This window comes from Methanocella sp. (assembly GCF_035506375.1).
Lineage (GTDB): Archaea > Halobacteriota > Methanocellia > Methanocellales > Methanocellaceae > Methanocella.
The window spans coordinates 25965-52310 of sequence record NZ_DATJPM010000074.1 but is presented as its reverse complement, the minus strand read 5'-3'; the positions used below and the strand labels follow the sequence as shown (position 1 = coordinate 52310).

26 protein-coding genes are annotated in these 26346 nt (G+C 59.2%); 10 read left to right on the top strand and 16 right to left on the bottom strand.

What is annotated here, in order from left to right; translation table 11 throughout:
• Positions 1 to 53: 53 nt before the first annotated feature.
• Both fen and VMC84_RS09880 read left to right on the top strand, forming a co-directional pair.
• Entirely contained in the window at positions 54 to 1073 is a 1020-nt protein-coding gene (fen, locus tag VMC84_RS09885; protein WP_325380133.1) for a flap endonuclease-1, read from the top strand.
• A gap of 60 nt (positions 1074 to 1133) precedes the next feature.
• Positions 1134 to 1805 carry a DUF169 domain-containing protein gene (locus VMC84_RS09880; protein WP_325380131.1) on the top strand — a complete coding sequence of 224 codons (672 nt, stop codon included), beginning with the start codon at positions 1134 to 1136 and terminating at the stop codon, positions 1803 to 1805.
• Between the two features lie 226 nt (positions 1806 to 2031).
• Here VMC84_RS09880 and VMC84_RS09875 read toward each other — a convergent pair whose 3' ends face one another.
• The 12 genes from VMC84_RS09875 to VMC84_RS13805 form a co-directional block, all read right to left on the bottom strand.
• A complete protein-coding gene (locus VMC84_RS09875) occupies positions 2032 to 2805 on the bottom strand; it encodes a sugar phosphate isomerase/epimerase (protein ID WP_325380129.1) in 774 nt (257 codons plus the stop codon).
• A gap of 77 nt (positions 2806 to 2882) precedes the next feature.
• Complete coding sequence (locus VMC84_RS09870; protein ID WP_325380127.1) at positions 2883 to 3248, bottom strand: hypothetical protein; 366 nt, start codon at positions 3246 to 3248, stop codon at positions 2883 to 2885.
• Between the two features lie 87 nt (positions 3249 to 3335).
• A complete protein-coding gene (locus VMC84_RS09865; protein ID WP_325380125.1) occupies positions 3336 to 4139 on the bottom strand; it encodes a formylmethanofuran dehydrogenase subunit C in 804 nt (267 codons plus the stop codon).
• A 2-nt stretch (positions 4140 to 4141) separates the two neighbouring features.
• Complete coding sequence (gene fwdA / locus VMC84_RS09860; protein ID WP_325380123.1) at positions 4142 to 5896, bottom strand: tungsten-dependent formylmethanofuran dehydrogenase subunit FwdA; 1755 nt, start codon at positions 5894 to 5896, stop codon at positions 4142 to 4144.
• A gap of 9 nt (positions 5897 to 5905) precedes the next feature.
• Complete coding sequence (locus VMC84_RS09855; RefSeq protein ID WP_325380121.1) at positions 5906 to 7270, bottom strand: formylmethanofuran dehydrogenase subunit B; 1365 nt, start codon at positions 7268 to 7270, stop codon at positions 5906 to 5908.
• Positions 7267 to 7680 (bottom strand): molybdopterin dinucleotide binding domain-containing protein, encoded by a 414-nt coding sequence (locus VMC84_RS09850; protein ID WP_325380119.1) that lies wholly within the window; start codon positions 7678 to 7680, stop codon positions 7267 to 7269. Before VMC84_RS09850 ends, VMC84_RS09855 begins: the two co-directional genes overlap by 4 nt.
• A gap of 25 nt (positions 7681 to 7705) precedes the next feature.
• Positions 7706 to 8236 (bottom strand): hydrogenase iron-sulfur subunit, encoded by a 531-nt coding sequence (locus VMC84_RS09845; protein ID WP_349256765.1) that lies wholly within the window; start codon positions 8234 to 8236, stop codon positions 7706 to 7708.
• A gap of 1 nt (position 8237) precedes the next feature.
• Positions 8238 to 10220: a CoB--CoM heterodisulfide reductase iron-sulfur subunit A family protein gene (locus VMC84_RS09840; protein WP_325380117.1), complete on the bottom strand. Its 1983-nt coding sequence runs from the start codon at positions 10218 to 10220 to the stop codon at positions 8238 to 8240.
• Positions 10221 to 10230: 10 nt separating this feature from the next.
• On the bottom strand, positions 10231 to 11142 hold the full coding sequence (gene hdrB, locus VMC84_RS09835; protein WP_325380115.1) for a CoB--CoM heterodisulfide reductase subunit B: 912 nt from the start codon (positions 11140 to 11142) through the stop codon (positions 10231 to 10233).
• Complete coding sequence (gene hdrC, locus VMC84_RS09830; RefSeq protein WP_325380113.1) at positions 11139 to 11687, bottom strand: CoB--CoM heterodisulfide reductase subunit C; 549 nt, start codon at positions 11685 to 11687, stop codon at positions 11139 to 11141. Before hdrC ends, hdrB begins: the two co-directional genes overlap by 4 nt.
• A gap of 3 nt (positions 11688 to 11690) precedes the next feature.
• Positions 11691 to 12785 carry a 4Fe-4S binding protein gene (locus VMC84_RS09825; protein ID WP_325380111.1) on the bottom strand — a complete coding sequence of 365 codons (1095 nt, stop codon included), beginning with the start codon at positions 12783 to 12785 and terminating at the stop codon, positions 11691 to 11693.
• A 21-nt stretch (positions 12786 to 12806) separates the two neighbouring features.
• A complete protein-coding gene (locus VMC84_RS13805) occupies positions 12807 to 13040 on the bottom strand; it encodes a 4Fe-4S binding protein (protein WP_349256767.1) in 234 nt (77 codons plus the stop codon).
• A 647-nt stretch (positions 13041 to 13687) separates the two neighbouring features.
• Between VMC84_RS13805 and VMC84_RS09815 the strand changes: the two genes are divergently transcribed.
• From VMC84_RS09815 to VMC84_RS09795, 5 genes are all read left to right on the top strand, one after another.
• Positions 13688 to 14602, top strand: a complete 915-nt coding sequence (locus tag VMC84_RS09815) for a hydrogenase (RefSeq protein ID WP_325380107.1) — start codon at positions 13688 to 13690, stop codon at positions 14600 to 14602.
• Between the two features lie 11 nt (positions 14603 to 14613).
• Positions 14614 to 16026 carry a Ni/Fe hydrogenase subunit alpha gene (locus VMC84_RS09810; protein ID WP_325380105.1) on the top strand — a complete coding sequence of 471 codons (1413 nt, stop codon included), beginning with the start codon at positions 14614 to 14616 and terminating at the stop codon, positions 16024 to 16026.
• Between the two features lie 160 nt (positions 16027 to 16186).
• A complete protein-coding gene (locus VMC84_RS09805; RefSeq protein ID WP_325380103.1) occupies positions 16187 to 16960 on the top strand; it encodes a hypothetical protein in 774 nt (257 codons plus the stop codon).
• 176 nt (positions 16961 to 17136) lie between these two features.
• Positions 17137 to 17844, top strand: a complete 708-nt coding sequence (locus VMC84_RS09800; RefSeq protein WP_325380101.1) for a type 1 glutamine amidotransferase — start codon at positions 17137 to 17139, stop codon at positions 17842 to 17844.
• A gap of 62 nt (positions 17845 to 17906) precedes the next feature.
• A complete protein-coding gene (locus tag VMC84_RS09795; protein ID WP_325380099.1) occupies positions 17907 to 19190 on the top strand; it encodes a tripartite tricarboxylate transporter permease in 1284 nt (427 codons plus the stop codon).
• Here the strand turns inward: VMC84_RS09795 and VMC84_RS09790 are convergent.
• Positions 19178 to 21919, bottom strand: coding sequence for a HEAT repeat domain-containing protein (locus VMC84_RS09790; RefSeq protein ID WP_325380097.1), 2742 nt, complete (start codon positions 21917 to 21919; stop codon positions 19178 to 19180). The genes VMC84_RS09795 and VMC84_RS09790 overlap by 13 nt on opposite strands.
• A 6-nt stretch (positions 21920 to 21925) precedes the next feature.
• Complete coding sequence (locus tag VMC84_RS09785; protein WP_325380095.1) at positions 21926 to 22234, bottom strand: Rieske (2Fe-2S) protein; 309 nt, start codon at positions 22232 to 22234, stop codon at positions 21926 to 21928.
• A gap of 235 nt (positions 22235 to 22469) precedes the next feature.
• On the opposite strand from VMC84_RS09785, the gene hisG reads away from it, so the two are divergent.
• Together hisG and VMC84_RS09775 are read left to right on the top strand one after the other, a co-directional pair.
• Positions 22470 to 23327 (top strand): ATP phosphoribosyltransferase, encoded by an 858-nt coding sequence (gene hisG / locus VMC84_RS09780; RefSeq protein WP_325380093.1) that lies wholly within the window; start codon positions 22470 to 22472, stop codon positions 23325 to 23327.
• Positions 23328 to 23361: 34 nt separating this feature from the next.
• On the top strand, positions 23362 to 24039 hold the full coding sequence (locus VMC84_RS09775) for a phosphoglycerol geranylgeranyltransferase (protein ID WP_325380187.1): 678 nt from the start codon (positions 23362 to 23364) through the stop codon (positions 24037 to 24039).
• Positions 24040 to 24111: 72 nt separating this feature from the next.
• On the opposite strand, the gene VMC84_RS09770 is transcribed toward VMC84_RS09775, so the two are convergent.
• Both VMC84_RS09770 and VMC84_RS09765 read right to left on the bottom strand, forming a co-directional pair.
• Entirely contained in the window at positions 24112 to 24774 is a 663-nt protein-coding gene (locus VMC84_RS09770) for a class I SAM-dependent methyltransferase (protein WP_325380091.1), read from the bottom strand.
• A gap of 36 nt (positions 24775 to 24810) precedes the next feature.
• A complete protein-coding gene (locus tag VMC84_RS09765; protein WP_325380089.1) occupies positions 24811 to 25674 on the bottom strand; it encodes a UbiA family prenyltransferase in 864 nt (287 codons plus the stop codon).
• A gap of 57 nt (positions 25675 to 25731) precedes the next feature.
• Between VMC84_RS09765 and VMC84_RS09760 the strand changes: the two genes are divergently transcribed.
• Positions 25732 to 26244 carry a DUF367 family protein gene (locus VMC84_RS09760; protein ID WP_325380087.1) on the top strand — a complete coding sequence of 171 codons (513 nt, stop codon included), beginning with the start codon at positions 25732 to 25734 and terminating at the stop codon, positions 26242 to 26244.
• The last annotated feature ends 102 nt before the right edge of the window (positions 26245 to 26346 follow it).

The following is a 26346-nucleotide window of genomic DNA, read 5'->3' as shown; positions in this document are numbered from 1 at the left end:
TTTTCTCGATTAAGTTAAATATCTAAAAGACCAGCATTATAGGGAGCCTGAACATGGGAGTCGACCTCACGGACCTGGTGCCGGAGCACGAGACCTCGCTGGCGGACCTGAGCGGCAAGGTCATCGCCATAGACGCTTTTAACACGCTTTACCAGTTTCTCAGCATCATCCGGCAGATGGACGGCACGCCTTTAGTCGATGACAGGGGCGAGGTGACGTCTCATCTATCGGGCATCATTTACCGCGTCACGAATCTCATCGAGCAGGGCATCAGGCCAGTGTTCGTCTACGACGGCAAGCCGCCCTCGCTGAAGGCGGAGACCATCAAGGCCCGTCGGGAGGTGCGGGAGGCGGCGAAGCAGATGTATGAGGCGGCCGTGGCGTCGGGCAGCGCGGAGGCCTACAAGTACGCCCAGGCCTCCACCAGCATCAACGCCCAAATAATAAAAGACTCGAAGGAACTTCTAGGCTACATGGGCGTCCCCTTTATCATCGCGCCCTCGGAGGGCGAGGCACAGGCCTCCTACATGGTCCAGAAGGGCGCCGCAGACTACGTGGGCTCGCAGGATTATGATTCGCTGCTCTTCGGCGCACCCAGGATGATCCGGAACGTCACCATCACCGGGCGGCGGAAGGTGCCCCGGCGGGGCGTCTACGTGGACGTGAAGCCCCAGATCGTCGAGCTCAAGGAAGTCCTGGAGACCCTGGAAGTCACGAGAGAGCAGCTCGTGGACATGGGCATCCTGGTGGGCACGGACTTTAACCCGGGAATATACAAAGTCGGCCCAAAGACGGCATTAAAGCTCGTCAAAAAACACCCGGACATGAAGGCGATCCTGGATGAGCTGGGGCAGAATATCGAGAATTATGAGGAGATTAAAGAGTTCTTCCTGCATCCGCCCACAACGGACGATTATAATATTAAGTGGAGCAGGCCCGAGCCTGAAAAGATAAAGCATTTCCTTTGCGACGAGCATAACTTCTCGCCCGAGCGCGTGGGCAAGGTCGTCGAGCGGCTCGATAAGGCCGCATCGGAGACGGGCAAGCAAAAGACATTGTCGGCATGGTTTTAGCTCAAAAAGGCTTTAAACTTCAACGCCGTTTTTAATTAACAATGTTAAGAGGCTACTGTTATGGATAATTATACGGAAATATCATCGAAATTAAAGACGCTCCTCGGCCTCAAGGGCTCGCCCGTGGCCGTCCGATTAATTAAAGAAAAAAGCGAGATACCCGCCGGCGTTCCCGAGCTGAAGGAAAAGATCAGGCACTGCGAGATGGTCCAGAAAGCGAGGGCCGGCGACGTCTTCTATGCCACCAAAGAGCAGCACGCCTGCGCCGGAGGCGCCGGAGCCATGGGCATTACGGAGACGCCGGAGAAGATCAGGACCGGCGAATTCTACTTCGGCCTGGGCAGGTTCAAGACCCTGGAGTCGGCCAAAAAGACAATGGACGCAGTGCCCCGCACGAATAAGCACTTCGTCGCGTCGCTGTACGCGCCTCTGGAAAAGGCGACCTTCGTGCCGGACGTGGTCGTTGTCATCGGCAACCCGAAACAGCTCCTGAAGATCGCCCAGTCCAATATATACGAAAAGGGCGGCCGCAACATCGTGAGCTTCTCGGGCATCCAGTCCGTCTGCGCCGACGCCGTCGCCCAGGTATACAATACGGGCGAGATGAACGCCACCTTCGGGTGCGACGGGTCCCGGAAGTTCGCGAAGATCGCCGACGACGAGCTCATCGTGGGCATACCGGCGGCGAAGCTGGCGGGCGTCGTCGAGGCGCTCGAAAAGATAACGAAATAAGCTTCTTTTTTTCAATTTTATTATTTGATTGCAGCCATAGTCATAACACTCTAAAAGAGATTAAGTCGCGCGAAGACTGTCCGGTCTCAAAGTTATTCGAAGCTGGCTCTAAGCGCTTTAATATTTTAATAATGTCTTCGTGTAGCTTCAGGCCCGCTTAGAGTAGCTCCGTGGCTGAAAAAGTCTTCGGGCATTCTTGATATTTTTTAGAGGACCCTGGCAGATGTTAAAAATGGCTTTTCACGTACCCGATGAGTTCCTTATAAAGTATCATTATCTCTCCGCTGTCCCGGCCGGCGATCTCCTGCTGGTCGAGCTCCATGGTGAAGGATCCGTTATACCTGTTGGCCTTCATCTTTGTGAGCAGTGTGCCGAGAGGCAGCAGGCCGTCCCCCGGGACGAGGTGGCTGGAATCCCGCCCGCCGTGGTCGCTGATGTGGGCGCTCTTCACGCGGGGCGCCAGCATGTCATAGGCCTGAAGGATGTCCCGGCCGCTGGCGGCGCAGTTGGCCACGTCGAAGTTGATGAAGATGTCGAGCTCGTAAGCCAGGTTCCTTACCCCTTTGATGTCAAATATGGGGGGCACCCGCAGGCTTCCCGAGGGGGCCCCGTTCTCGACGCAAATAGCATCATTGCCATAGAGGCCTTTAAAATAGTTCAGGCGGTCCTTGAACACGTAGCCGGCCAGGTCTTTCAGGACCGGCGTGCCTGGCAGCCGGAAGACGATGCGCTGAGGCTTGAATGCGTGAAAGGCTGAATGTACGTCGGTGTCGCCGTGCAATAGATAGTGCACGGGCTGGCTGAAGGTCAGAGTCGGCGCCAGCAGGCTCTTTATGGGCAGGTTATAGTCGACCGATTTGACGTACAGGTCGTCCAGGCTACAGTCCAGGCCGGCGCAGTCGAGCTCGATGCCGTCGTAGCCTGACCTTTCGGCTATCTCGAAGATCTCGTCGGCCTTCTTCAGGTTCGGTAAGCGTACCTGCAGCAACACTTCGGGCATTACTGGAATGTTGAAGCCGAATGGATAAATCAGCAAAGCACGATTAAATCGCCCTATGCCTGTTTTGGCCGTAAAAATTACATTTCGTAGTAGAGCTCTTTGATCCTTAAGTAGACGTCGCCCACCATCTCATATTCCTTAAAAACGGTATCGTGGTCGGTGATGCGGTACTCGACGCTGTACCCGTTCATACGGATTGCGTCGCCGATGGGGATGACCCTGCGGCGCATCTCCTCGATGAACTCGGGAGGATTCCTGGCGACGGGCATTTCCACGGTGGAATGGACGATGACCTTGCCGTCCTTTAAGAATTCGGAGATGCGGAAAATGACGCCGTCCTTCTCTTCCTGGCCGACGACCCGGAACTCAACGCCCGCGTAATTGTCCATTAAAAAGCGCGTGGTCGATGTTGTGGAATTGACAATGGCCTTATACCAGGGCATTGATGGCGTGCTCCCAGCCTTGGTTCGGGAATAAATAGGGTTGAACATCTCCGTAAGGAGATGTTCATATTGTTATATAATCTTTTCTTATGCCTTCACGTACAGAGTGCCCTTTCCGGCCTCTGCGCGGTCGCCCGTGTAGACCTTGAAGGGTGTCTTCTTGCCTTCGAAGTCGACGTCCTCGGTGGACTTCAGCGCGAATCCGGGCATCATAGTCTCGATGTTGCCGAGCACGTAGATGTTGCCGCGGATCATCTGGCCGCCGACCCTTCCGATGGCGTTGCCCATGATGACGATCTTTCCGCCGGGCTCCTTGGCGCCTACGGCCCGTCCGGCGTGAATACCCGCGTTGATGTCCACGTTGCCCTTGACGGTGATCGTTCCGCCCATCATGTACTCGCCGATGTCGCAGCCCGCGTTGCCGTTGACCACGATCTCGCCGCCCTTCATGCCACGCCAGTCGCCTCTATAGGAAGCTCCCAGGTAGTTGCCCGCGTTGCCCTCGATGAGGAGCTGCCCGCCCTCCATCTGGATGGCCGCGAACGCGTCGGCGTTGCCCTTGACGATGATGCTGCCTCCCTTCATCCAGGCGCCGCAGTACATGTCCACGTCGCCCTTGCAGAGGATAGCGCCGTTCGTCATCCTGGAGCCGATGTACTTGACCCGGGGCACGCTGCCGTTGACGACGATGGCCTGGTCTTCAGGCTTCGCGGCCACGGTGCCAGTGATCTCAAAGAATTTGCCGAGGGGCCAGGTGGTGTTGCCCTCCCAGACCTTCAGCTCTTTGATATCGTCCAGCGTCTTACCCGCGAACACGTCCGGTGAAATGCACTCGGCCTCGAGGACGAGGTACTTCTCGTCCGCCTTGGGGGTTAAGGTAATCTTTTCCATGCTTAGTTACCTCCCGCAAGCGGCCCGGCCTTTATCACGGTAGAGTTCGGGATATAGGATTCCTGGACCGGGTAGTTGTTCATGGTCACCGAGTAGTACTTCAGGAACTTGTCCACTATGTCGTTGGCGACTTCCTTGTTGTCGAAGCCGTCGGCGTCGGTCCACCAGGTGCTCTTGGTGCTTCCGAGGGATACCACTTCGCCGTCCTTGACGACGACCTCGCCGCCCTTGATGGTGTATGCGGTATTCTCGAACGCCTTAACGAGCGCCTCGGGCTTGTCCGCTGCATCGGTGGTCTTCGGGTTGAAGCTGTAGATGGCGATGTCCGCATCCATGCCGGGCGCCAGTCCGCCTTTTCTCTTGCCGATGCCCAATGCCCTTGCCGGTCCTGCCCTGGTCATCTGGGCGATCTCGTAGAACGAGAGCTCCCGGTCGATGCCCGCGAGCTTCGTCCTCTCGGGCACCCACTTATGCAGTGTCGCCATCTTCGCGTCCCTGGCCTTCTTGCTCATGAGCCAGCTTGTGATGGTGGGATAGCGGGTGAACGGCCCTGCGTTCGGGTGGTCCGTCGTCATGAAGCACTTCATCGGGTCCTTGACGAGTAACGCCAGCTCCAGGCCGATGGCCCACTGGATGCCGCAGACGTGCAGCTTGGGGTCGTAGATGTACGGGACGACGCCCGAGCCGGTCTCCAGCTCCACGTCGGTGTTGGCCCACTTCAGGTGGTTGATCGAGTGCAGGCCGAACTCCATCGGGCCGTCCGCCGTCATCGTCGTAGTCTCGTCGAGCGTGACGAAGCCCGCGTCGATGGTGACGTGGTCGTGCCCGTTCACGTAGTCCGCCAGCTTGCTGGCCTCGGAGAAGAAGTCCTTCCAGGCGGTGCCGCCATAAGCGTTGAACTGGGCGTGGGTCAGGTGGACGTTCTGCGTCCTTCCCGACTTCTTGTTGGTCTTGATGCCCTCGGTCAGCGCCAGCGACTTGAGCGTGGTGGTGATGTTGCCCGGGTGGCCCAGGTTGTTGGCGTGCAGGTGTATGGAGTGGGGCATGCCCAGCCTCTCGTTGGTGCCCGCCAGGCCCTGGATGATGTCTTTCGGGGTGACGTCGAAGTACGGGACGGGGTCGTCGATGGAGACGCAGTTCTTGCCCCAGCCCCAGGCTTCGGTGCCTCCGGGGTTGACTAGTTTAATGACAAAGCCCTTCGTGGCCTTGAGCATCCATGCGACGAATGCGTCGAGCTTCTCGGTCTCGCCCCTCTTGATGTATTCCATCACGAGCCAGTTATTGCCCAGCAGCGTGAACGCCGACTGGTCGATGATCGGGGTGTCGCGGATCTCCTCGTGGGTGTGCCTGGCCAGCAGTGGGGGCATTGCCGCCTCGTTGGCCATGGTGTAGCCCAGCCTGGAGTACCGGTACGCCGTCGTGAACGTCGACGGCACGGAGAAGCCTCCTCCGGCCCGGATGAGCTTTGATGAGTGCTCAAGCTTGGGGTCGTGGAGCTTGTCTTCCGGCCGGAACATCCTGCCGACGTTGACCTTGGGCCCGGCGACGTGCGTATGCGGGTCTATGCCGCCGGCCATGACGATCTTTCCTCTTGCGTCGATGACCCTGGCGCCGGTGGTCAGCCTGGACGCTTCCACGATCTTGCCGTTCTGGACCGCGATATCCTTGACATCACCGTTAATGCCGCTGGCCGGGTCGTAGACGAAACCGTTCTTTATTAATAGTTCATTGGTTGCAGTTGTTACTTTCCTTGCCATGGTTCCACCTCAGTGATGTCCTCCGGCGGGTAGTCCCTTGAGCTCTCTGACCCTGTTGAGGATCCTGCGGAGGATCTCCTCGTCCGAAAGGAATTCCGGAGAGTCGATGACCTTCCTGCAGCGGATGGGCACGTTGTCCATACGATAGGCGGTGCCTTCCTCTTCGACGCCGATGATAGTCGACGGGATGACCAGCCCGGATATGCCGGTCGTGGGCGTGTAGTGCGGGTCGATGGCGATCGTCGGGATCTGGGCATACCATTTCATCGCCGATACCGGGAAGTGTGCGCCCGGGTCGGAGGCGATGACCAGCGCTGCGTCGCACTCGTGCCTCAGCAGTATGTCGTTGGCCGCGGTCTCTCCCGGGTTATACCTCGGGTATCCCCTGGAGAAGTCCATGGCGAACGGGAAGCCGGACTGCCACGTCATGACCATGCCGGAGCCGGTGACGTTGTAGTGGCCCCGCATGGGGATGAGGCTGAACTTGGTGTACTTGTTCATGTCCGCTACCCAGCTGATGGCGATGTCGATGTTGCGGTGCTTGCCGGTGGTCTGCGTGACGCCCATGCCGAAGAAGAGCAGCCCGAACTTCTTGCTTTTCGCCAATTCGGCCAGCTCTTTGATCTGCTCCTTCTTGACGCCCGCTACCACGTCGGGGATGTCCTCGCCGCGGGTGGCGGTCCTCAAGGCGTCCAGTAATTCGTAGTCCTTGCCCTGCTCTACCTGAACGTAGATATCGGCCTGCTTTGCCGTGTCCGTAGGCCTGGGGTCCACTACGACCAAGGTCCTGTCGTCGAAGCCCCTCTCCGTGAAGAAGCCTCTCGGGTATATGGTGTAGCGGCTCATGTGCCTCGGGTGGGCATGGATGGGGTTGCAGCCCCAGTAGATGATGAGGTCGGCCCTGTTCTTGACCTCGCCCAGGGTGCAGCATGGCGCTCCGACGGTCTGGATGGCCATGACCGACGGCCCATGGCAGACAGAGGCAGTGTTATCGGTGACGCCGCCGGTGATCTCCGCCAGCTCGTTGCCGACTTCCTGCGCTTCGCAGGACGTGGACGACCAGCCGTAGAACAGCGGCCTCCTGGCGTTGGCCAGGATCTGTGCCGCCTTCTCGATGGCGTAGTCGTAGCTAACTGGAGCGAACTCGGTGGTGCCCTCCACTCTCTCCATCGGCCTGGGAACCCTGTGGCCGGCCTGTGCCGACTTGAACTTCTCGTTGCCGATGATGCAGGCGTTCATCGTGTCGACGATCCTGTTGCCGTCGAGCACGACCTTGATGTCGTCGCAAAGGGTACCGCAGAAGGGACAGACCACATCGGTGACTATTTTTAGGTTTTCCTGTTTGGCGACCGTTTCAGCTTTAGTCTCAATCATGCGTTCACCTTCAGGTCTAATGTGGTCTTCTGAAGCAGCTCGATGCCGTTCAGAACTTTCTCGTTAGGCGCTGGTTCGATGGTGACCTTTACTCCTTTGAAGTGGGGCATGCCCGTCGAATACGTATTCGGGCTCGTTACCTGGTTTGCCCATGGCCCCATGGGAATAAAGACCAGCCCAGGGTGCGGACCCTGGGTCGCTTTTACCGCCCTAACGACTACCTCTCCGTAAGCCGATTTGACCCTCACGGTCTGGCCGGGGAAGACCTTGAGCTTCTTGAGGTCGCTCACGTCAACTTCGCATATCCCGCAGGCCTTGATATATTCATCCTCATGCTTGTGCCCCTCGATGGCGACACCCTGCATGAAGGTCCTACCTGATATCAGGTTTGCTTCTATCGAGTTAGTCATTTTCGGGTCTCCTGAGAAGCCCCGGTCACTTCTTCTGTACCGGCGCGGCTTCCAGCTTCTTTCCAGCGCTTGCCTTTGCGATCTCTGCCAGGTCTTCGTCCGCGCCCGCGGCGGCGTGCCCGCCTGCGGCGTGCAGGTCAACCTTCTTCTGGACGGGCGTGGGGCCCAGCTTCTTGATGGTATTGACCATGTCCTTGACGACTTCCGCCCACAGCGCACCTTCCGATGCCGAGACGAAGGTCATCTTGAGCCTCCTGGGGTCGATGCCGAACTGTTCGATGACTTTCCTGGTCAGGGCTATCCTGCGTCTTGCCTTGTAGTTGCCCGCGATGTAGTGGCAGTCGCCGATGTGGCAGCCCGATATGAGCACCGCGTCGGCGCCGAGGCTGAACGCCTCCATGACGAACGCGGGGTCGATACGGCCCGTGCACATCACACGGATGACACGTACGTTGGGGGGGTACTGTATTCTCGATGTGCCCGCCAGGTCCGAGCCTGCGTAGGTACACCAGTTACACAGTATGCCGAGTATCTTGGGTTCGAACTCGTCAGCCATCTTAGGCACCTCCTACGGGGGTGAACAGTGCAGCGATCTGCGCCCTGATCTGTTCGTTCTTAAAGTGTTGCATGGTGATTGCCTTTGCCGGGCACGCTGCGCCGCAGGTGCCGCAGCCCTTACACATCGCATCGTTGACCGACGCTCTCCTGTGGCCCTCGCCGATCTCGCTCAGCGTGATGGCCTTGTACGGGCACAGGCTGCCGCATACTCCGCAGCCGGAGCAGAGGTCGTCGTTCACTTTTGCCGCGATGGGCTCGAGGGCGACCTTGCCCTGGTTGATTGGGACCTGGGCTGCCGCGGCGGCACCGGCCGCCTGGGCTACTGTGTCGGGGATGTCCTTGGGGCCCTGACAGCAGCCGGCCAGGAAGATACCATCAGTGCTCGTGGAGAACGGGTTCAGCTTGGGGTGTGCCTCAAGCAGGAACTTGTCCGGGCTCCTGGAGATGGTCAGCTTGTTCCTGAGTAACTCGGTCGTCTCCTTGGGGACGATGGCGGACGCCAGCACGACCATGTCAGCGTCTAAGGTGACGGGCGTGCCAAGCAGCGTGTCCTCTGCGTGGACGATGCAGTTCTTGGTGACCGGGTCTTCCTCGATGTAGGATACCCTGCCGCGGACGAATTTAGCGCCCTCGTCCTGAATGCGGTAGTAGAATTCTTCGTATGCCTTACCGAAGGCCCGTATGTCCATGTAGAAGAGGTAGGGTATGGTGCCCGGCATCTTCTCCATGATCTGGTGGGCGTGCTTCAGCGAGTACATACAGCAGACTCTCGAGCAGTACGGGTTTGCGTCCTGGTCTCTCGAGCCTGCGCATAATACGAACGCCACGTTGTGCGGCTTCTGGCCGTCCGACGGCCTGATGAGCTTACCGCCGGTCGGGCCTGACGCGTTGATGAGCCTCTCGAACTGGAGGCCGGTGATGACGTTGTCGTACCTGCCATATCCCCACTCCTCCTTCTTCTCGATCTCGTACAGGTCAAAGCCAGTGGCCACGATGATGGTGCCGACCTTGATCTCGACGAGCTCGTCCTTCATGTTGAGGTCGATGGCGTTCTTGTCGCCGCACTTCTTGACACACAGATCGCACTTGATGCAGCTGTCGAAGTCGATGGTGTACTTGAGAGGCACTGCCTGCGGGAAGGGCACGTATATGGCCTTCCTCGGGCCCAGCCCAAGGTCGAACTCGTTGCCCTTGGTTACGGGGCATACTGCAGCACAGTCGCCGCAGCCGTTACATTCGGCTTCCTTGACGCCTCTGGCCTTCCGCCTCACCGTGACGGTGAAGTTGCCGATGTAGCCGTCCACCTTGTCGACTTCCGTGTAGGTCAACGTCTTGATATTCGGGTGCCTGTCGACGTCCACCATCTTCGGGGTCAGGATACACTGCGAGCAGTCCAGCGTGGGGAACGTCTTGTCCAGCCTGGACATGTTGCCGCCGATGCTCGGGTCCTTCTCTATGAGGTAGGTCGTGATGCCCGAGTCGGCGATCTCCAGGGCCGCCTGGATGCCGGCGACGCCCGCGCCGATGACCATGATGGCCTTCTCGACCGGGATGTACTTGGTGTCCAGCGGCTCGAGCAGCGACGCCCTCGCGACGCTCATGCGCACGATGTCCTTCGCCTTCTCCGTCGCCCTCTCCGGCTCCTTCATGTGGATCCAGGAGGACTGCTCACGGATGTTCGCCATTTCGAATATGAACGGGTTCAGGCCGCCTGCCGCCGACGCCTTCCTGAAGGTCGGCTCGTGCAGGCGGGGCGAGCACGCCGCGACCACTACCGCGTCAAGGTTGTGCTCCTTGATGGCGGTCTTGATCTTTTCCTGGCCCGGGGTTGAACACATGTAAGTGTAGTTGTCCGCGTGCACTACGTTGGGGAGCGTCATCGCATATTCCCTCAGCTGATCGATCGGGATGACGCCCGCGATGTTGGTACCGCAGTGACAGATGAACACTCCGACTCTGTTAGGTTTCTTTTCGTTTGCCATTTCTCATCCCTCACACAATCTTATCCAGTAATGAGTCTACCTTGATCTGGTGTGCTTCCAGTCCCAGCTCGTCCGGGCTCATGCCCTGAGCGAGGCCGAGTAGCTGGCCATAGTGCAGCACCGGGATATTGTACTTGTCGCCGAACTTCTCGGCGATCTCCATCTGCCCCAGGTCGAACTGCAGGTGGCAGAACGGGCACACGTCGACGATACAGTCCACGCCGACGGCCTGCATGTTCTTCAGCTTCTCGTTGGTCATGTCGAGGGCGAAGTCCTTCTTGTAGCCTCTGACGCCTCCGCCGGCTCCGCAGCACATCATCTTGTCCTTGTAGTCCATGCTTCTGGCTCCCAGGGCCTCGACCATCTCGTCCAGGAATCTGGGGATCTCGGTGCCGAAGGCCTCGGCGTTAGTGAAGTGCCTCTCCCTGCCGGGCTTGAGTAAGTGGCAGCCATAGTGGATGCCGACCTTGATGCCGTTGAGGGGCTGGACGACGCTGTCCCTGATCTTCTTGATGCCCACGTCATTGTAGAGCTGCTCGGCGACATGGCGGACCTCGATGGATCCCTTGTACTGCATGTCGGCCAGCTTCAGGATGCCGTTGACCTTTTCCATCTCGACCGGGTTTGCCTTTAATTTCTCGTTGACGTCATACAGCGACTTGTAGCAGCCGTTGCACACGACCGTACAGTCCAGGCCCATCTGCTCAGACAGGCAGATGTTCCTCGCGGCCAGGGCTTCCCAGGTCAGTAAGTCCATCGAGCCGAACGCGCCTGGAGCGGGGCAGCAGCCGGCGCCCTTGAGGTCGACGAGCTCGACGCCCAGGTTCTTGGCCGTCTTGATCGTCGAGACCTCGATGCCCGGGTACCTGTTCGGCGCAATACAGCCGAGGAACAGTGATGATTTTAATTTAGCTTCGCTCATTTCTTTACCTCCTTCGCGTCCATCTGTGCCTTGATGGCCATCAGCCCTGTTCCGTCCAGGATGGCCCGCACGCCCGGCATAAACTCCGGGAACGCGTGAGTCGTTGGCGGGTTCTCCGGCAATCCGAGCTTGACCCTGAGCTTCTTGGTCGCGTCGTTGATCGGCACCGCATGGCCGGTCTGGTAGATGAACGTCGCGTTCTGGAGGAAGTTCTTCGGGGCCAGCAGGTTCTTCGTGGCCATGTTCCTGAGCGCGATGATGACGTCTGTCGGCTTGACGTGCCTCGGGCACCTGTCGGTGCAGGTGTAGCAGGTCGAGCAGTACCAGATCTCGTCGCTCTTGAGGAGCTCGTCCTTAAGGCCGAGGGCGGTCATCCTCATGATCTTCCTCGTGCGCAGCGCGTTGCGCCTCCCCATGGGGCAGCCGGCCGTGCAGGTACCGCACTGGTAACATACGGAGATGTTCTCTCCGCCGCCCTTTTCGACCTCATGGGTAAAGTTCACGAGGCCCTTGTTTAAGCTTAAAACCTGAGATTCCAATGCCATTTTTTACGCCCCCTGGATCTTGGGAGTCTTCTCTGCCATCAGCTTGTCCGAGATCTTCTTGGACAGGCTCGTCTCCTCGCCCTTCCAGTTGATCTTGGTCCTCTTCATCTTGATGGTGCCGTCAGCCGGGCACGCCTGGACGCAGGCGCCGCAGTACATGCAGAAGTCCTTGTTGTAGTTCAGCTTGCCGGGCTTCTGTCCCGCTTCCTCTATTGGCGGGATGTATAACGCGTTGGCCGGGCAGACCTCGACGCAGGTCGAGCACCCTGCCGGGCACTTGGAGGTGACGAGCTCGTACTCGCCCTCGAATATCTTGTTGACCTTGGCCGCGTCCCGCGGGCAGATGACCTGGCACCACGAGCAGGTGATGCACTTGTCCAGGTCGATGTCGACCTTGCCGCTCAGCATCGGCTTGGCGATCTCCTTTCTCTCGAGCTTGATGGCCTCTTCGGGGCAAGCGGTGATGCATAGCTGGCAATAGTCGCACTTCTTCTCATCGAAGTTAAGCTTGCCGATCTTCTTGACCGTGAGCGGGGTCGGCTCCTTGTAGTCAATCTTATAAGCGTCACAAAGCTCGGCACAAATGCCGCAGAGCGTGCACTTGTCCTCGTCGAGCTTATAGTCAAGCGCGTACTTGGTGTTGGTGGATGACGCCTTATGGCCCTGGTCCACGTCCGCCACTTCCCTCTTGATGGCGTCCCTGGGGCAGACCTCCTCGCAAAGCACGCAGTGCGTGCACTTTTCGGGGTCGATCTTCGCGTCCTTGGCGATCTGGGGGAAGCCCTGCTGCTCGATGATGGGCAGCTTCGGCTGGCCGTCTACGGTCAGCTTGATCGCGTCGAACGGGCACATAATGTTACATACGCCGCAGTACGAGCACTTCTTGGCGTCGACGTCGATCTTCGAGGTCTTGGCCTTTCCGCGCCCTACAGCTCCGAGGGGGCCCTTGCTGATTGCCTCCTCCGGACATGCGTCGATACACACTCCACAACCGGTACACTTGTCGAGGTCAACCGTTAAGTTAGACTTAGTCAATAACAGTTTTTGCTCGACATCCAGCTTGTTGTTCTCTATTTTTTTCGCATAACTGGGAAACAAGTATCTTCTCCTCCTATACGTTCATTCCGTTGTAAGCGTGATCGCACGCTGAGGACATACCATTAAGCAAATGCCGCAACCATTGCAAACATCCTCATCGACCACTACAGCCTTTCCGTTCAGCACGTTGTAGGTCTTCTTTCGGGTCACCGGGTTGATGACCGTAAGCTCCAACGCATTGACCGGGCAGGCGACAACGCAATTATTGCAACCAGTACAGATTCTGCCCTGGATATCTAACGCTATTGCCGTCACTTTTACGCACCAGCCATTGGTTTTTGTTGGTTTTTGTATGATTACGTACCTATTTAAAGGTTGCCATAAGCCACACAATAACCTACGTTTGCCTATTTTTTTGGCACGAATATCTTTACTTGGGCCTGACATTTTATATATTTTTTCCCTTCTGGCCTTTGCTGAGACATCGGCTTATATTGGTTCGTTATGTCTAATCGGTGAGATTATGACCGTGATTCCGGCCGGGACGCTCGTGCCGGCCCTGCCGGTTGGTTATCGTATTTAATTACAATCTCAAACCTATGACTTTATAAACTTTTCCAGTAGATGAAAATAAATAATGGTTATTTTTAACATATTTTATAGGTCGAAAGGAATATATACTTATAAATTATAGTTATATATAAGGGTCTGTCTATATAAGATTGTCGGTCCGCCCGGAGAGCGCATACCACAGGCCAGACAGCGCTTATACTATAGTAATTGCATTCAGCGCGGACAATCTAATATTATATGCCCTGAGAGACGGTGAAAAATTTTTCAGTTATAACTAAAGCTTTAAATACCCCTGCCGGGAAAAAAGATTGTACTAAACACTGGATCTATGAGATGGGCCAAGGAAGGGCCCATAAGATAGGACCTGTCTTGTCAATGGAGTGAATGAAATGGGAGAAAAAGTAAAGGTAATCGAGTCATGGATAGGCGCCTGCGCCGGCTGTGAGATCTCGGTGCTCGACCTGCACGAAACTCTCTTGTCCGTACTGGAAAAGATCGAGTTCGCGTACATCCCCGTCCTGATGGATGTCAAGCACCCGCCTAAGGCGACCGTAGGTATCGTCAGCGGCGGCGTCAGGAACAGCGACAACCTGCACGAGCTGCTGGAGATCAGAAAGAACTGTGACATTTTAATCGCGCTGGGAAGCTGTGCCTGCTTCGGCGGCACGCCCGGCATGGCCAACTTATACGACCTGAACTCGCTGCTCGAAGAGGTCTACATGACCACCAAGAGCACGAAGAACGACATCGGAAGGCTCCCGTACATGGATGGCCTGCCGACCCTCCTGCCGGACATGAGGCCGGCCAGCGACTACGTCAAGGTAGACGTCATGATCCCGGGCTGCGGCCCGACCCCCGCAATGATCGGTGCGGCCATCATGTCGCTGCTCGGCGGCGCTCCCTACGAGCTCAGCAAGAAGTCCGTATGCGACGAGTGCCCGAGGGAGAAGAGCGAGCGCAACATCAAGAAAGTCCTGAGGCCCTTCGAGGGCACCCCGGACGACAAGAAGTGCCTGTTCGAGCAGGGCTACATCTGCAGCGGCTCTGCCACCCGGGCGGGCTGCGGCGCACTGTGCCCGACCGCGGGAGCTGCCTGCCGTGGCTGCTTCGGCAAGTGTGAGAACGCGCCCGAGCAGGGCGCCGCGATGATCAGCGCCGTCACGTCCTGCTACGGCCTGGACGACGACCCGACGGTCGACCTCGACAAGATGGTCGCGGATATCTATGACCCCATCGGCAACTTCTACAAGTACACCGTGCCCGTCTCGTTCCTGACCAGGAAGGTCGTCGAGAAGGTAAAGTGAGGTGAATTATCATGGTCAAGCAAATTAAAGTAGCACCAGTATCAAGGATCGAGGGCCACGCCCAGATCACCATAGACATGGAGGACAGCGGCAAGGTAACCGACGCCCGCCTCAACATCATGGAAGTCAGAGGCTTCGAGAAGTTCCTCCAGGGCAGGGCCGTCGAAGAGGCACCCCGGATCGTCACGCAGATCTGCGGCATCTGCCCCGTATCGCACCACCTGGCCTCCGCAAAGGCCGTCGACCAGTGTTTCGGTGCCGGCACCGCTCCCACGGCCACTATGCTCCGTGAGCTCATGCAGATGGGACAGTACATCCACTCCCATTCGCTGCACTTCTACTTCCTGGCCGCCCCGGACTTCGTCTTTACTCCGGACGGGGACCCGAAGCAGAGGAACGTGTTCGGCATCATAGCCGCCAACCCGGACCTCGCCGTGCAGGCGGTCAAGTTCCGAAAGATCGGCCAGCAGATCGTCGAGGCCACCGCGGGCAGGTCCATCAACCCCGTGACCTACGTTCCGGGCGGCATCACCAAGGGCCTGACCCAGGAAGAGGTCGACAAGCTGCTGCCCATGGCCAAGCAGGCCGTGGAATACGGCAAGGCGACCCTGGCCCTCGCAAAGCCCATCTTCAACCAGTACATCGACGCGATCAAGCTGTTAGGCGACGCCGACTCGATGCACCTGGGCCTCGTGAAGAACGGCAACCTGGAACTCTACGACGGCACGATGAGGCTGCTCGGCAAGGACGGCAGCATCGTCAAGGAGTTCGCGGACAAGGACTACCTCCAGTACATCGCCGAGTACGTATATCCGCACTCCTACATGAAGGCGCCCTACTGGAAGGACATGGGCTGGGAGAACGGCATGTACCGTGTCTCGCCGCTGTCGAGGATCAACGTCTGCGACCAGATCGACACCCCGCTCGCCAACGCCGAGCTGCAGGAATTCCGCAAGGCGTTCGGCCGGCCGGCCCAGAAGACCCTGCTGTACCACTACGCCAGGCTCATCGAGCTGCTCTATGCGTCCGAGAAGGCCGTCGAGCTGCTCTCCGACCCCGCCATCATGGGCAAGGAGTTGCGCGTGCCGGTCAAGGCGAGGGCCGCAACGGGCGTCGGCATCATCGAGGCCCCGAGAGGCACCCTCATCCACGACTACGACACGGACGACAAGGGCTTCATAACCAAGGCGAACATCATCGTCGCCACGGCGCACAACAACAAGGCCATCAACGTCGGCCTGAAGAACACCGCCCAGAAGATCATTAACACCCCCACTCCCGCCGAGGGTATCCTCAACAGGATGGAAATGGTCATCCGGGCCTACGACCCGTGCTTCTCGTGCGCAACCCACACCGTCACCGGCAAGATGCCCCTCGAAGTGGTCATCAACAGGCCGTCGGGCAGGGAAGTCATCAGGCGCTAAGGATAAAATGAACTTGCGAGCCCTTCGGGGTTCGCTCTCTTCTATTTTTCTGAAAGTAACTCTGATCCCCATCGGCTTCGCGGGATTAAAACTGGAAGCTCCAGGCGTGTGGCAATTAAACGCAAAAATTTATACGCTATCGATGCAATTTATGGCAATCATGAAGCCGGCCCCGCTTGTAACTGTATTGATCCTGGTTCTAACGATGACGGCAGTTAGCGGATGCTTTAGCGCGCCCCATAAGATCACGCCGACCGTGGGGCCCGATGCCACCATCGAGCCGACGGCCGTGCCGGCGACGGCCACGCCAAAGCCCACCCCGGCTTTCATCCAGCCCACGATGACCGTCGTGGACGACACCACCTCGATCTCGGGCGGCATGGACGGCATGGCGAATGGCTTCCGCCTGAAGCAGGGCGCATACGTCGTCACCTGGTCCGGCTCCGGGACGCGACTCGGCTTCTCGCTTACGGACGCGAGCGGCAACGGCATGGCGAACGTATCGGACGGCAGGACGTCGGGAAGCAGGCTGATGGTCATCGACGACAACTCCATCTATCCTGGCAACTATACCCTTATGGCCACGTCGGACGGCGAATGGTCCGTCATTATCAAGCGGCCGGATACGTCATCCGCTGTGTCACTGCCCGTGACCGTGGGCGCTGCCGAGGCGGACGGCATCGCCGTTTCAGAGCCGTTCAAGGCGCAAAAAGGAGATCTCAAGATCAGCTATTCCTTTAGCCGTACAGCGTATGGCACGGGCTATGTGAACGTCTACGACGTCCTGACGGGCGAATCGTTCTATACCAGGCCCATGACCGGCGGCTCCCAGACCGGCATGTCCAACGCGGAAGTGCCAGTCCAGGGCGTCTACATCGCGCAGGTCACCGTGCCCGCCGGCGCCTCATACGCCGAAGTCACCATCAGCCAGTGATGCCTGGCCGATCAATCAAAGCAAAATAAAGAATGCTCTAAGCGTTTTCAGCCACGAAGCGGCTGAAAACGCTTAGAGCATTCTTATAATTTTTCGAGAGCCTTGACAATAGTTTATTATCCGCCAGCGGGACAGCATACTCCGGTTTATATCATTGGAAGGCAAATGGCTATTGTATGAGGATACACTGTATTCAACACGTCCCCTTCGAGGACATGGCGAGCATCGAGTCCTGGGCAAAAAGCAAGGGGCACTCCACGGGAACGACTCATATCTATAGAGAAGAGCTCCCTCTTCTGGGCAGCTTCGACTGGCTCGTGGTCATGGGCGGCCCCATGGGGGCCGATGACGATGTGAAGTATCCATGGCTGAAGGACGAAAAGCGGTTCATCAGGAGCGCCGTCGCCACGGGAAAGATCGTCCTGGGAGTGTGCCTGGGCGCGCAGCTTATCGCCGGGGCCATGGGCGGCACCGTAACGAAAAATAAGTTCAGGGAGGTCGGCTGGTTCCCGGTGAAGCTGACCCCCGAAGCCCAAAATTCGCCCGTATTCAGACGGCTTCCCCGGGAGCTCATGGCTTTCCACTGGCACGGGGATACGTTCTCGATCCCCCCGGGCGCGAGGAAGCTCGCATCGAGCGAAGCCTGCGATAACCAGGGGTTCGAGTTGGGCCGGGCCATCGGCCTGCAGTTCCACCTGGAATCGACGAGGGAAAGCATCGAGAAGCTAATCGGGAATTGCTCCGGAGACCTTGACGGGAGCCGATACGTCCAGGATGCGGAGCATATCAGGACGGGCTATGGCCATCTACCCGAGGTAAACCGGGCCCTGTACCTGCTGCTCGACAGCATTGAGAGCGAATACGGCAAAGACCCTGATAAGTAAGGACGAAAGAGCGGCCCATATAATACCACTAATTTTTAATATTTTGAAAATAAGTCTATATTGTGCTTGAGCTTTCGCTGGTGTTGTTTTGCGCTTCGGTGTTCGGCGGCATCGTCGTCGGCGCCTTTGCCGGCTTGTTGCCGGGCATCCACGTCAATAATACCTCCGCCATACTGCTGGGCATGACGCCGGCGCTCGTGGCCTCGGGTTTACCGGCGCTCTATGTGGCGGTCATGATCGTGGCGAGCACCATATCCCAGAGCTTCCTGGACATAGTGCCCTCGATCTTTTTAGGCGCGCCGGACGAGGCCACGGCCATGGCCGTTCTTCCAGGCCACCGGATGCTGCAGGAAGGCCGGGGCGTCGAGGCCGTGCGGCTATCGGCCATGGGCAGCGGCCTGGCCATCGGCGCATCGCTTTTACTGATGGCCCCGATATCGCTCTTTTTCAAGTCGCTCAACGGGCCTATACAGGGCTATATGGGCATTATCCTGATCGCTATTTCGGCGCTGGTGATACTCTCGAACCGGGGGAAGGGGCCGTTCGCCGGCGCACTGGACAGGCTGAAGGCCATCGCCTGGGCCGCCGCCATATTTCTCGTCTGCGGTCTTCTGGGCCTGGCGGCGTTCAGCGCCGAGGGCCTGCTCGTCCCGCTGGTCCATATCGCGGCCCCCGAAATGCTGCTGCCACTGCTCTCAGGCCTATTCGGGGCTCCGACGCTTCTGCTGAGCCTGAACTCCTCTCCCGCTATGCCGCCCCAGCACAAGAGCACATTGTCTCTGCCCGCGGGCGATGTCCTCAGGAGTGCCCTCGCCGGCACTGCGGCGGGGGCGCTGGTATCCTGGTTCCCGGCGGTAAGCACGGGCGTGGCGACCACGGTCACGGGCATGCTCTCGAAGAAGAGCGAGGCCGACGACCGGAAGTATATCGTTTCCATCTCTGGCGTGAACACGGCGAACGCCGTCTTTTCACTCGTAGCCCTGTACGTCATCGGCCACCCGAGGAGCGGCGCCGTGGCCGCGGCCCAGAGCGCCATCGGCTCCATCGACTTCGAGACGTTCATGCTGCTGGCCTTCGCCATGTGCCTGGCCGGGGCGCTCACGTACCCGGTGACGATACTGGCCGGCGGCGTTGCCTCGGGGGTCTTCACGAGGGTGAACTACAGGCTGCTCAACGCCACAGTGCTGTTATTTTTAGCGGCAATGTGCCTGGCGATGACGGGCTTCCTCGGGCTGGCCGTGTTCGCGGTGGCGGGGATGGCCGGCCTGGCCCCGCACCTGGTAAACGTCAGAAAAACATGCCTGATGGGCGTGCTCCTCGTGCCCTGCATTATCTATTTTATATGAGGCTTCATGCCCTCTGCGCGCTCCGGCGGGCGCTCTTTCCCGAGCCTGGCCTGGAGCGCCTTCTTCAGCGTATCGATCGTGTCGCGCTGCTCGATGCGGTTTAGCGCTATTTCCGCCTCGTACATGGCCGAGTTCTCGCCCAGGGCCTCCTTCAGCGGCACGGCGGCACGCTCGTCGCCGATGAACCACAGCGCCCAGGCCGCCTCCCGGCGCACCGCATCGTCCTCGTCCCTCAGCGCCCCGATGAGCGCCGGCACGGACCTTTCGTCCTGGGTCTCGCCCAGGGCCCAGACCAGCTCCCAGCGATGCTCCGGATTTTGGGCAAGCGCGCCCAGCAGCGGCTCGACGGCCCTGTCGCCGATCCTCACCAGGCCCCAGGCCGCCTCCCGGCGCACGATGCTGTCCTCGTCCTTTAGCGCCTCCATTAGGGGGCTGATGCCCCTCGAATCGCCGATGCCGCCGAGCGCAACGGCCGCCTCGCGCCGGATGCCCTGGTCCCTGTCGCCGAGCGCCTCGGCCAGGGGCGCCAGCGACCGGGCGTCCCGGATGGAGCCCAGCGCGACCGCCGCGCCCATCCGGAGGCCGTTATTCTTATTCTTTAAGGCCTTGTTCAGCAGCTCCACCATCCGGAACATGACGATGGCGGCGTTGCTCCGCACGTACATGTCCTCGTCGTTCATGGCCCTGTTCAGGGGGCTCATGGCCTTGCGGATGAAAACGTCCGCGGAGTTATCGTGCACCTCGTATAATACCCTTAAAAGCGGCTCCACCGACGCTACGAGCGCCTCCGCGGCGCGGCGCCGGACCTCCCGGCCCTCGCTGTTCAGCGCCTTCAGCATCGGGTCCAGGATGAGTAAAAAGGTTATGGCAGCGTTGCTCCGCACGCTGAAGTCCGCGTCGTTCATCGCCATAACGAGGGCGCCGATGATGCGCTCATTGGACACGAACCTGAGGGCACTGGTATCCTCCAGCCGGCCGCGGCGGTTCTCGTACTTGAGCGCCTTCACGAGCGGGCCCATTATCTTCCGTATCAGGGCGTCGGCCGCGTTATCGTCGACCTCGCTCAGGACATTTAGCAGCGGCTCCAGGATGGTCACGAACACGCCCACGGCGTTCCCCCGCACCGTGACGTTATCGACCACCAGCGCCCCGATGAGAGGGTCGAGTGCGCCCAGCGCGGTCATGCCGGCCTCTCCCCTTATGGAGAAGTCCTCGCTATTCAGGCCTTTTACCAGGGACTCGAAAATGAGTGAAAGCGAGATGGACGCGCTGTTGCGGACCAGGCCATCGTCGTCCCGGAGCGCGTCGAGCAGGGGCCCCACGGCCCGGGCGTCGTTAATCTCGCCCAGCGCCCAGGCCGACTTCCAGCGGACGTCGGCGTCCGGGTCCCGTAGCGCCTTCATGAGCTGCGCCACGGCGCCTTTTTTACCTAACTTGACGAGCGCCCAGGCCGCGTCCCAGCGGACCGACTGCGCCTCGTCCTTCATGGACTGTAAAAGCGGGCCAACGGCGCGCTCGTCGCCTAAATCGCCCAGCGCAAATGCGGCGCCCTTGCGGGCGTAGTCGTCCTTCTCGGCCAGAGCGCCGATGAGCATGTCCACGGCCTGCGGCCCGAAGTTCCGGAAAGATATAGCGGCCTCGTTGCGCACCTCCTCGTCCTCGTCCTTCAGCGTCTCCACCAGCGGGCGCACGGCCCGGGGGTCGCCGATGCTGCCGAGCGCGACGGCCGCTGCCTTTCGGATGGAATCGTTGCGGTCCTTAAGCGCCTCGATGAGAGGCTCGACGGCCCGCGCGTCCCGCAACTCCCCCAGGGCCCAGATGGCCGTCAGCCGGTGGTCCCTCTCGCCGGACTTGAGCTTTTCGATGAGCGGTATGACCGCCCGGTCGCCGTCCACCCGCACCAGGGCCCAGGCCGCGTCCCAGCGCACGCCCCGGTCCCGGTCGCCGAGCGCCTCGACCAGCGGCCCCACGGCTCTTTCGTCCCGGATCTCGCCCAGCGCCCAGGCGGCGTTCTGCCGGACGAACTCGCTCCGGTCGTTAAGGGACTCGATGAGGGGCCCGACGGCGTCCGGTCCGAAGCCGATGAGGGCCATGGCCGCCTCCCGGCGGACCCTCTCGTCGTGGTCCTTGAGCGCCGCGATGAGCGGCTCCACGGTCCCCGGCGCCTTGAGGGCGCCCAGCGCGATGGCCGCGACCCGCCGGACAGCGTCATCCTCGTCCTTCAGGAGCGCGGCCAGCGGCAGCGCGCCCTCCATATATTTGAAAACGCCGAGCGCCCAGGCGGCGTTCTGCCGGACTCCGACGTCCCTGTCTTTGAGCAGTGTAAGCATCGCCCCGGCCGCTCGGATATCGCCGATGTTTCCCAGCGCCCAGGCGGCATCCCGCCGCACGCCGGCGTCCTTATCGCCCAGCGCCTCGAGGAGGGGCGGAACGGCCTTCAGGTCCGCTATCGTGCCCAGCGCGATGGCCGCGTCCCTCCGCAGCTCGTAGAACTGGTCCCTGAGCGCCTCGGCCAGGGGCCCGACAGCCCGGGCGTCCTTGAGGCTGCCTAATGCAATAGCAGCCTCCCGGCGTAAGGCATAGTGGTCGTCCTTTAAAATGGATATGAGGGGCTCGACGCCCGCCGGGTCGCCCGAGCACCCGAGGGCGATCGCCGCGTCCAGCCGGACGTCGATGTCGTTGTACGGCTCCAGCGCCTTAACCAGGCTATCGGTGTCCCTCTCAGGCATAACAGATCAAAGTTTGACTTCCAGGTCTTCGCTGTTCACTCGCAACTCGTAGGCCTTCACGGGCTCCTTGCCGAGCAGGTTGAGCGGCGCGCCCGTGGTCACGTCGAACTGCGCTGAGTGAGCTATGCACATGACGATGTTGCCCGTGAGTATGCCGGTGGAGAGTTTCGCCCCCATGTGCGAGCATTTATCCTCAAGGGCGTAGTACTTCCCGCCGACATTCGCAATGAGTACTTTAACGCCATTTATCGTATAGCCTTTCATAGTACCGGCGCCGATGTCGGCGGCCTTCGCGACCTTGACGTAACCGTTCATATCAATACGAATAATAGCGTGGCGTTCAGCTATATATTTAATGTCTTATCGAAGTACCCGGTCTTCTTCGCATTTCGACGTGCACCATCATGCAGGGCGTCGAACCGCGAAGGTAACTTTGAATTTTTTTTTATTGTTAATGTACTGTTATTTACTGGTAACGATATCGAAAACATGTTCGCAGACGCATCTAAAGGCTTATATCTTCCCTCGTGATTATAAAGTTCGATAATTTATGGTACGAATAGCGCTGCCCAATAAAGGAAGAGTATACGAGCCGATCATGGACCTTTTCGAGCGGGCAGGGCTGCATATCGTGGACCACTCCGATCGGAGCCTCTTCGCGAAGACGGTGGACGACGAGATCTCGCTACTGTTCGCCCGGGCGCGGGACATCCCCGAGTACGTGGAGAACGGCGCGGCCGACCTGGGCATCACGGGCGAGGACTTCATCCACGAGTCCGGGGCGGACGTCGAGACGCTGCTCGACCTGGGCATCGGGAAGGCCGACCTCGTGCTGGCCGTGCCCGAAGAGTCGGGCATCGAGAAGGCAGAGCAGCTTAAGGATAAAAAGATAGCCACCGAGTTCCCGGCGATAACGAGGAAGTTCTTCGAGTCAAAAGGCATTCACGTGCACGTCGTCGAGGTCTCCGGGGCCACCGAGATCACGCCGCACATCGGCGTCGCCGACGCGATCGTCGACCTCACGTCCAGTGGCACGACGCTGTCCATCAACCACCTCAAGGTCGTCGAGCACGTGCTGCGCACCTCGCAGAAGCTCATCGCCAGCAAGGAGAGCCTTGCTAAGCACCCAAAAAAGGTCTCGGAGATCAAGCTGGCGCTGGAGAGCGTCATCGAGGCCAAGGGCAAGCGCTATCTGATGATGAACGTGCCGGCGGCGGCGCTGGAGGCGGTGAAGAAGAAGCTGCCGGGCCTGTCGGGCCCCACCGTCATGAAGGTGGAAGCGAACTCGCCCATGTGCGCGGTCCACGCGGTCGTCCACGAGCGGGAGATCTACAAGGTCGTCAACGAGCTGAAGAGCGTCGGCGCCCGGGACATCCTCATCGTACCGATCGAGCGCATCGTCCGATAAATTATCGTTGATTTTGAATGGAGCATCTGTGACTATGATCGACTGGAAGAAGTGGAAGCATGTGACCAAGCTGGACCCGGATAAGACGATTACCCCGAAGGCAGTGGCGGAGATAGTGGACTCGGGAACGGACGCCATCATGATCTCCGGCACGCAGAACATCACGAAGGATAACGTCTCCCACCTCGTTGAAATGCTCAAGGATTACAGCATCCCCAAAGTGCTGGAGCCCGCGGGCACTGAAGGCCTCCGGGACGACATGGACCTGATCTTCGTGCCGTCCATACTGAACACCGACGTGGCCTTCTGGCTCATGGGCGTCCACAAGATATGGGTACAGCACTTCGATGTCGACTGGGAAAAGATCGTGCCGGAAGCTTACATAGTCATGAACCCCAGGTCAGCCGTGGCCATGGTGACGAAGGCAAAGACCGAGATGACGCCCCGCGAGGCTGCCGCCTACGGGGAGTGCGCGGACCGGTTCTTCCACTTCCCCATCGTGTACGTCGAGTACAGCGGCACATTCGGCGACCCGGCGCTGGTCAGGGCGGTCAGGGAAAAGCTGCATGGCGCCCGGCTTTACTACGGCGGAGGCATCAACTCCCGTGAAAAGGCCGAGGAGATGGCGCGGTATGCGGACACCATCGTCGTGGGCAACGCAGTCTACGAGGCGGAAGGTGTCGAGAAGCTCAGGGAGACCATCGTAAAATAAGTTCCTTCGAAATATGTTTAACCACTTTCGAGGGCGCTGACGGGCGTTAATATTATGTCCGTATGCAGTCGGTTATTTATACAGCCGCAGCCGGTAAGTGAATAGCCTGTAGTCTATCTCGTATTTTTTAAACCGCGAGGCCGCGGCTATCTCGCCCAGCCGCTTCTCGTCGTAGAAGGGCTCGGTGAGCGTGTGGAAGTGCATGAACGTCGACGCGATGAAGCCGTAGCGCTTTTTCATCTCCGACCAGACGGTGGGGTTGACCTTACTCGGGATGTCGTAGATCCACGCTTCACCGCCTTCCCTCAAAACCCGGTAGATCTCATCGAGCGCCTTCTCGGGCTCCTTCCAGTGGTGGAACGAGAGCGTGCTTATCACCAGGTCGAATTCCCGGTCGCCGAACGGCAGCTCGCCGGCGTTCCCTGCCTTAAAGTCTATGTTAGCGGCGCCATTTTGTATGGGCAGGCGGGAAGCGATCTTCACCATGTCCGCGGACAGGTCCAGGCCCGTGACGTGGACGTACCGATTCTTCGAGGCGATCGCCAGCGGAAGCCTCCCGGGTCCGGTACCGATGTCCAGTATGCGGCCGATATGCACTCGCTCCAGCACCTGGGCGGCGACGCTCTCATAATAATCCCGGACCATGCGGGATGATGCGAGCCACGAGTAGAGCCTGGAAAAAGGAAAAGGTATGGCCTCGGGCTCGAGCCGGGCCAGCAGGTCGCGCAGAGTCATAATTATGCGTATGGCGTTGTGCCGCAATAAAAGTTATTAGAGTAGGGCCGCGAGGAGCACGCCGAGAAGCGCTATGGCCATGGACGCCATGGTCGTCTTCCGGGCCTTTCCGACGGTCCCGATGTCGTGGCTTTTCATGAGCGTGTAGCACACGTAGGCCAGGATGGCGACCGACAGGAAGGCGGAGACGCCGTATATCGGGCTCATGTGGAACTTCGGGCTGCCCATGAGGAGGGGCAGGGGCGACAGGAGCATGCCAAGGACATAAAGCGCCACAGCAAGATTTTTAGCCGTATCCGGTCCCCGAGTGCGGGCCACCGTCCGGACATTCCTCAGCGCGTCGCCCTCCATGTCCATGATGCCCTTCATAATTTCGCGGCCCATGCCCACCACGAAGGCTATGGCCGCGATGACGTAAAGCGTGGGGTCGTTACCGGCGAAGAGCATGCTGCCGAACAGGAAAGGCGCTGCCATGGTGAAGCTGATGTAAATATTGCCCCAGATGCCGTACTCCTTGAGCCGGGCATTATAGAGCACGCCGAAGAGGACGAGGAATATGAGCACCAGGACGGCGCCCATGCTGCCAGTGAAATACATGGCGACGGCGCTCATGAGCGACGCGATTATGGCCACCCACAGGGCCTCGTTCCTGGAAATGTCGCCCCTCACGATGGGACGGTCCGTGCGGTTATTTTTTATGTCAACGTCCACGTCGAAGTAGTCGTTCAGGGCGAAGGCGCCCATCTCGGCCAGCACGGCGCCCATGACGCCCGCCACGGCGACTGTCGCGTCTGGCACGCCCCCTTTGCCGATGACCAGGGCGACAAGCACGCCCAGCCCGTATATGATACCGTGTTCCAGCCGCGTCAGTTCCCAGATAGCCTTGAGCTTGTTCGCCATAAAAGTCCCCGGCAAATGTTAAAGCTAAATCACGCCCAATCCTATAAACGATTTTCCATGCTCCCGCTCTACGTGTACCACGCCCGCCAGGACGACCCGAAGAAGTGCTCAGCCCGGCGCATGGAGAAGTTCGGTCTGGCGACGGTATACAAGACTGTGGGAAAGTTGCCGAGGGGCGCCGTCCTGCTGAGCCCCATCGCGAAAAAGGCCCTTTCGAGGGCCGACCTGGAATATGCCCGCAGGGGCATCGTCGTGCTCGACTGCACCTGGGGCGAGGTGGAGCGCATTTTCCCGAAGCTAAAGCCGAAGCGCCTTGAAGAGAGGGCGCTGCCCTACCTGCTGGCGTCTAATCCCGTGAACTACGGGAAGCCCTTCATGCTGAACAGCGCCGAGGCGTTCGTCGCCGCCTTATACATTTTAGGCTGTGCTGGCCAGGCCAGGGAAGTGGCGGAGAGGTTCAAATGGGGAGAAACGTTCCTGGCCCTGAACAAAGAGCCCCTGGATGCATACGCTTCAGCGGTAGATTCAGAGGACGTCATCTCTATTCAGAAGGATTTCATGCCTGAGTAACATATAAGTAATCACGAATATAATATAATTATACAGGCACATGGTGTGCGTGCCAGAATTTACTTATCACCAGATAAAAAAATGCTATCCGCAATAGGGGGC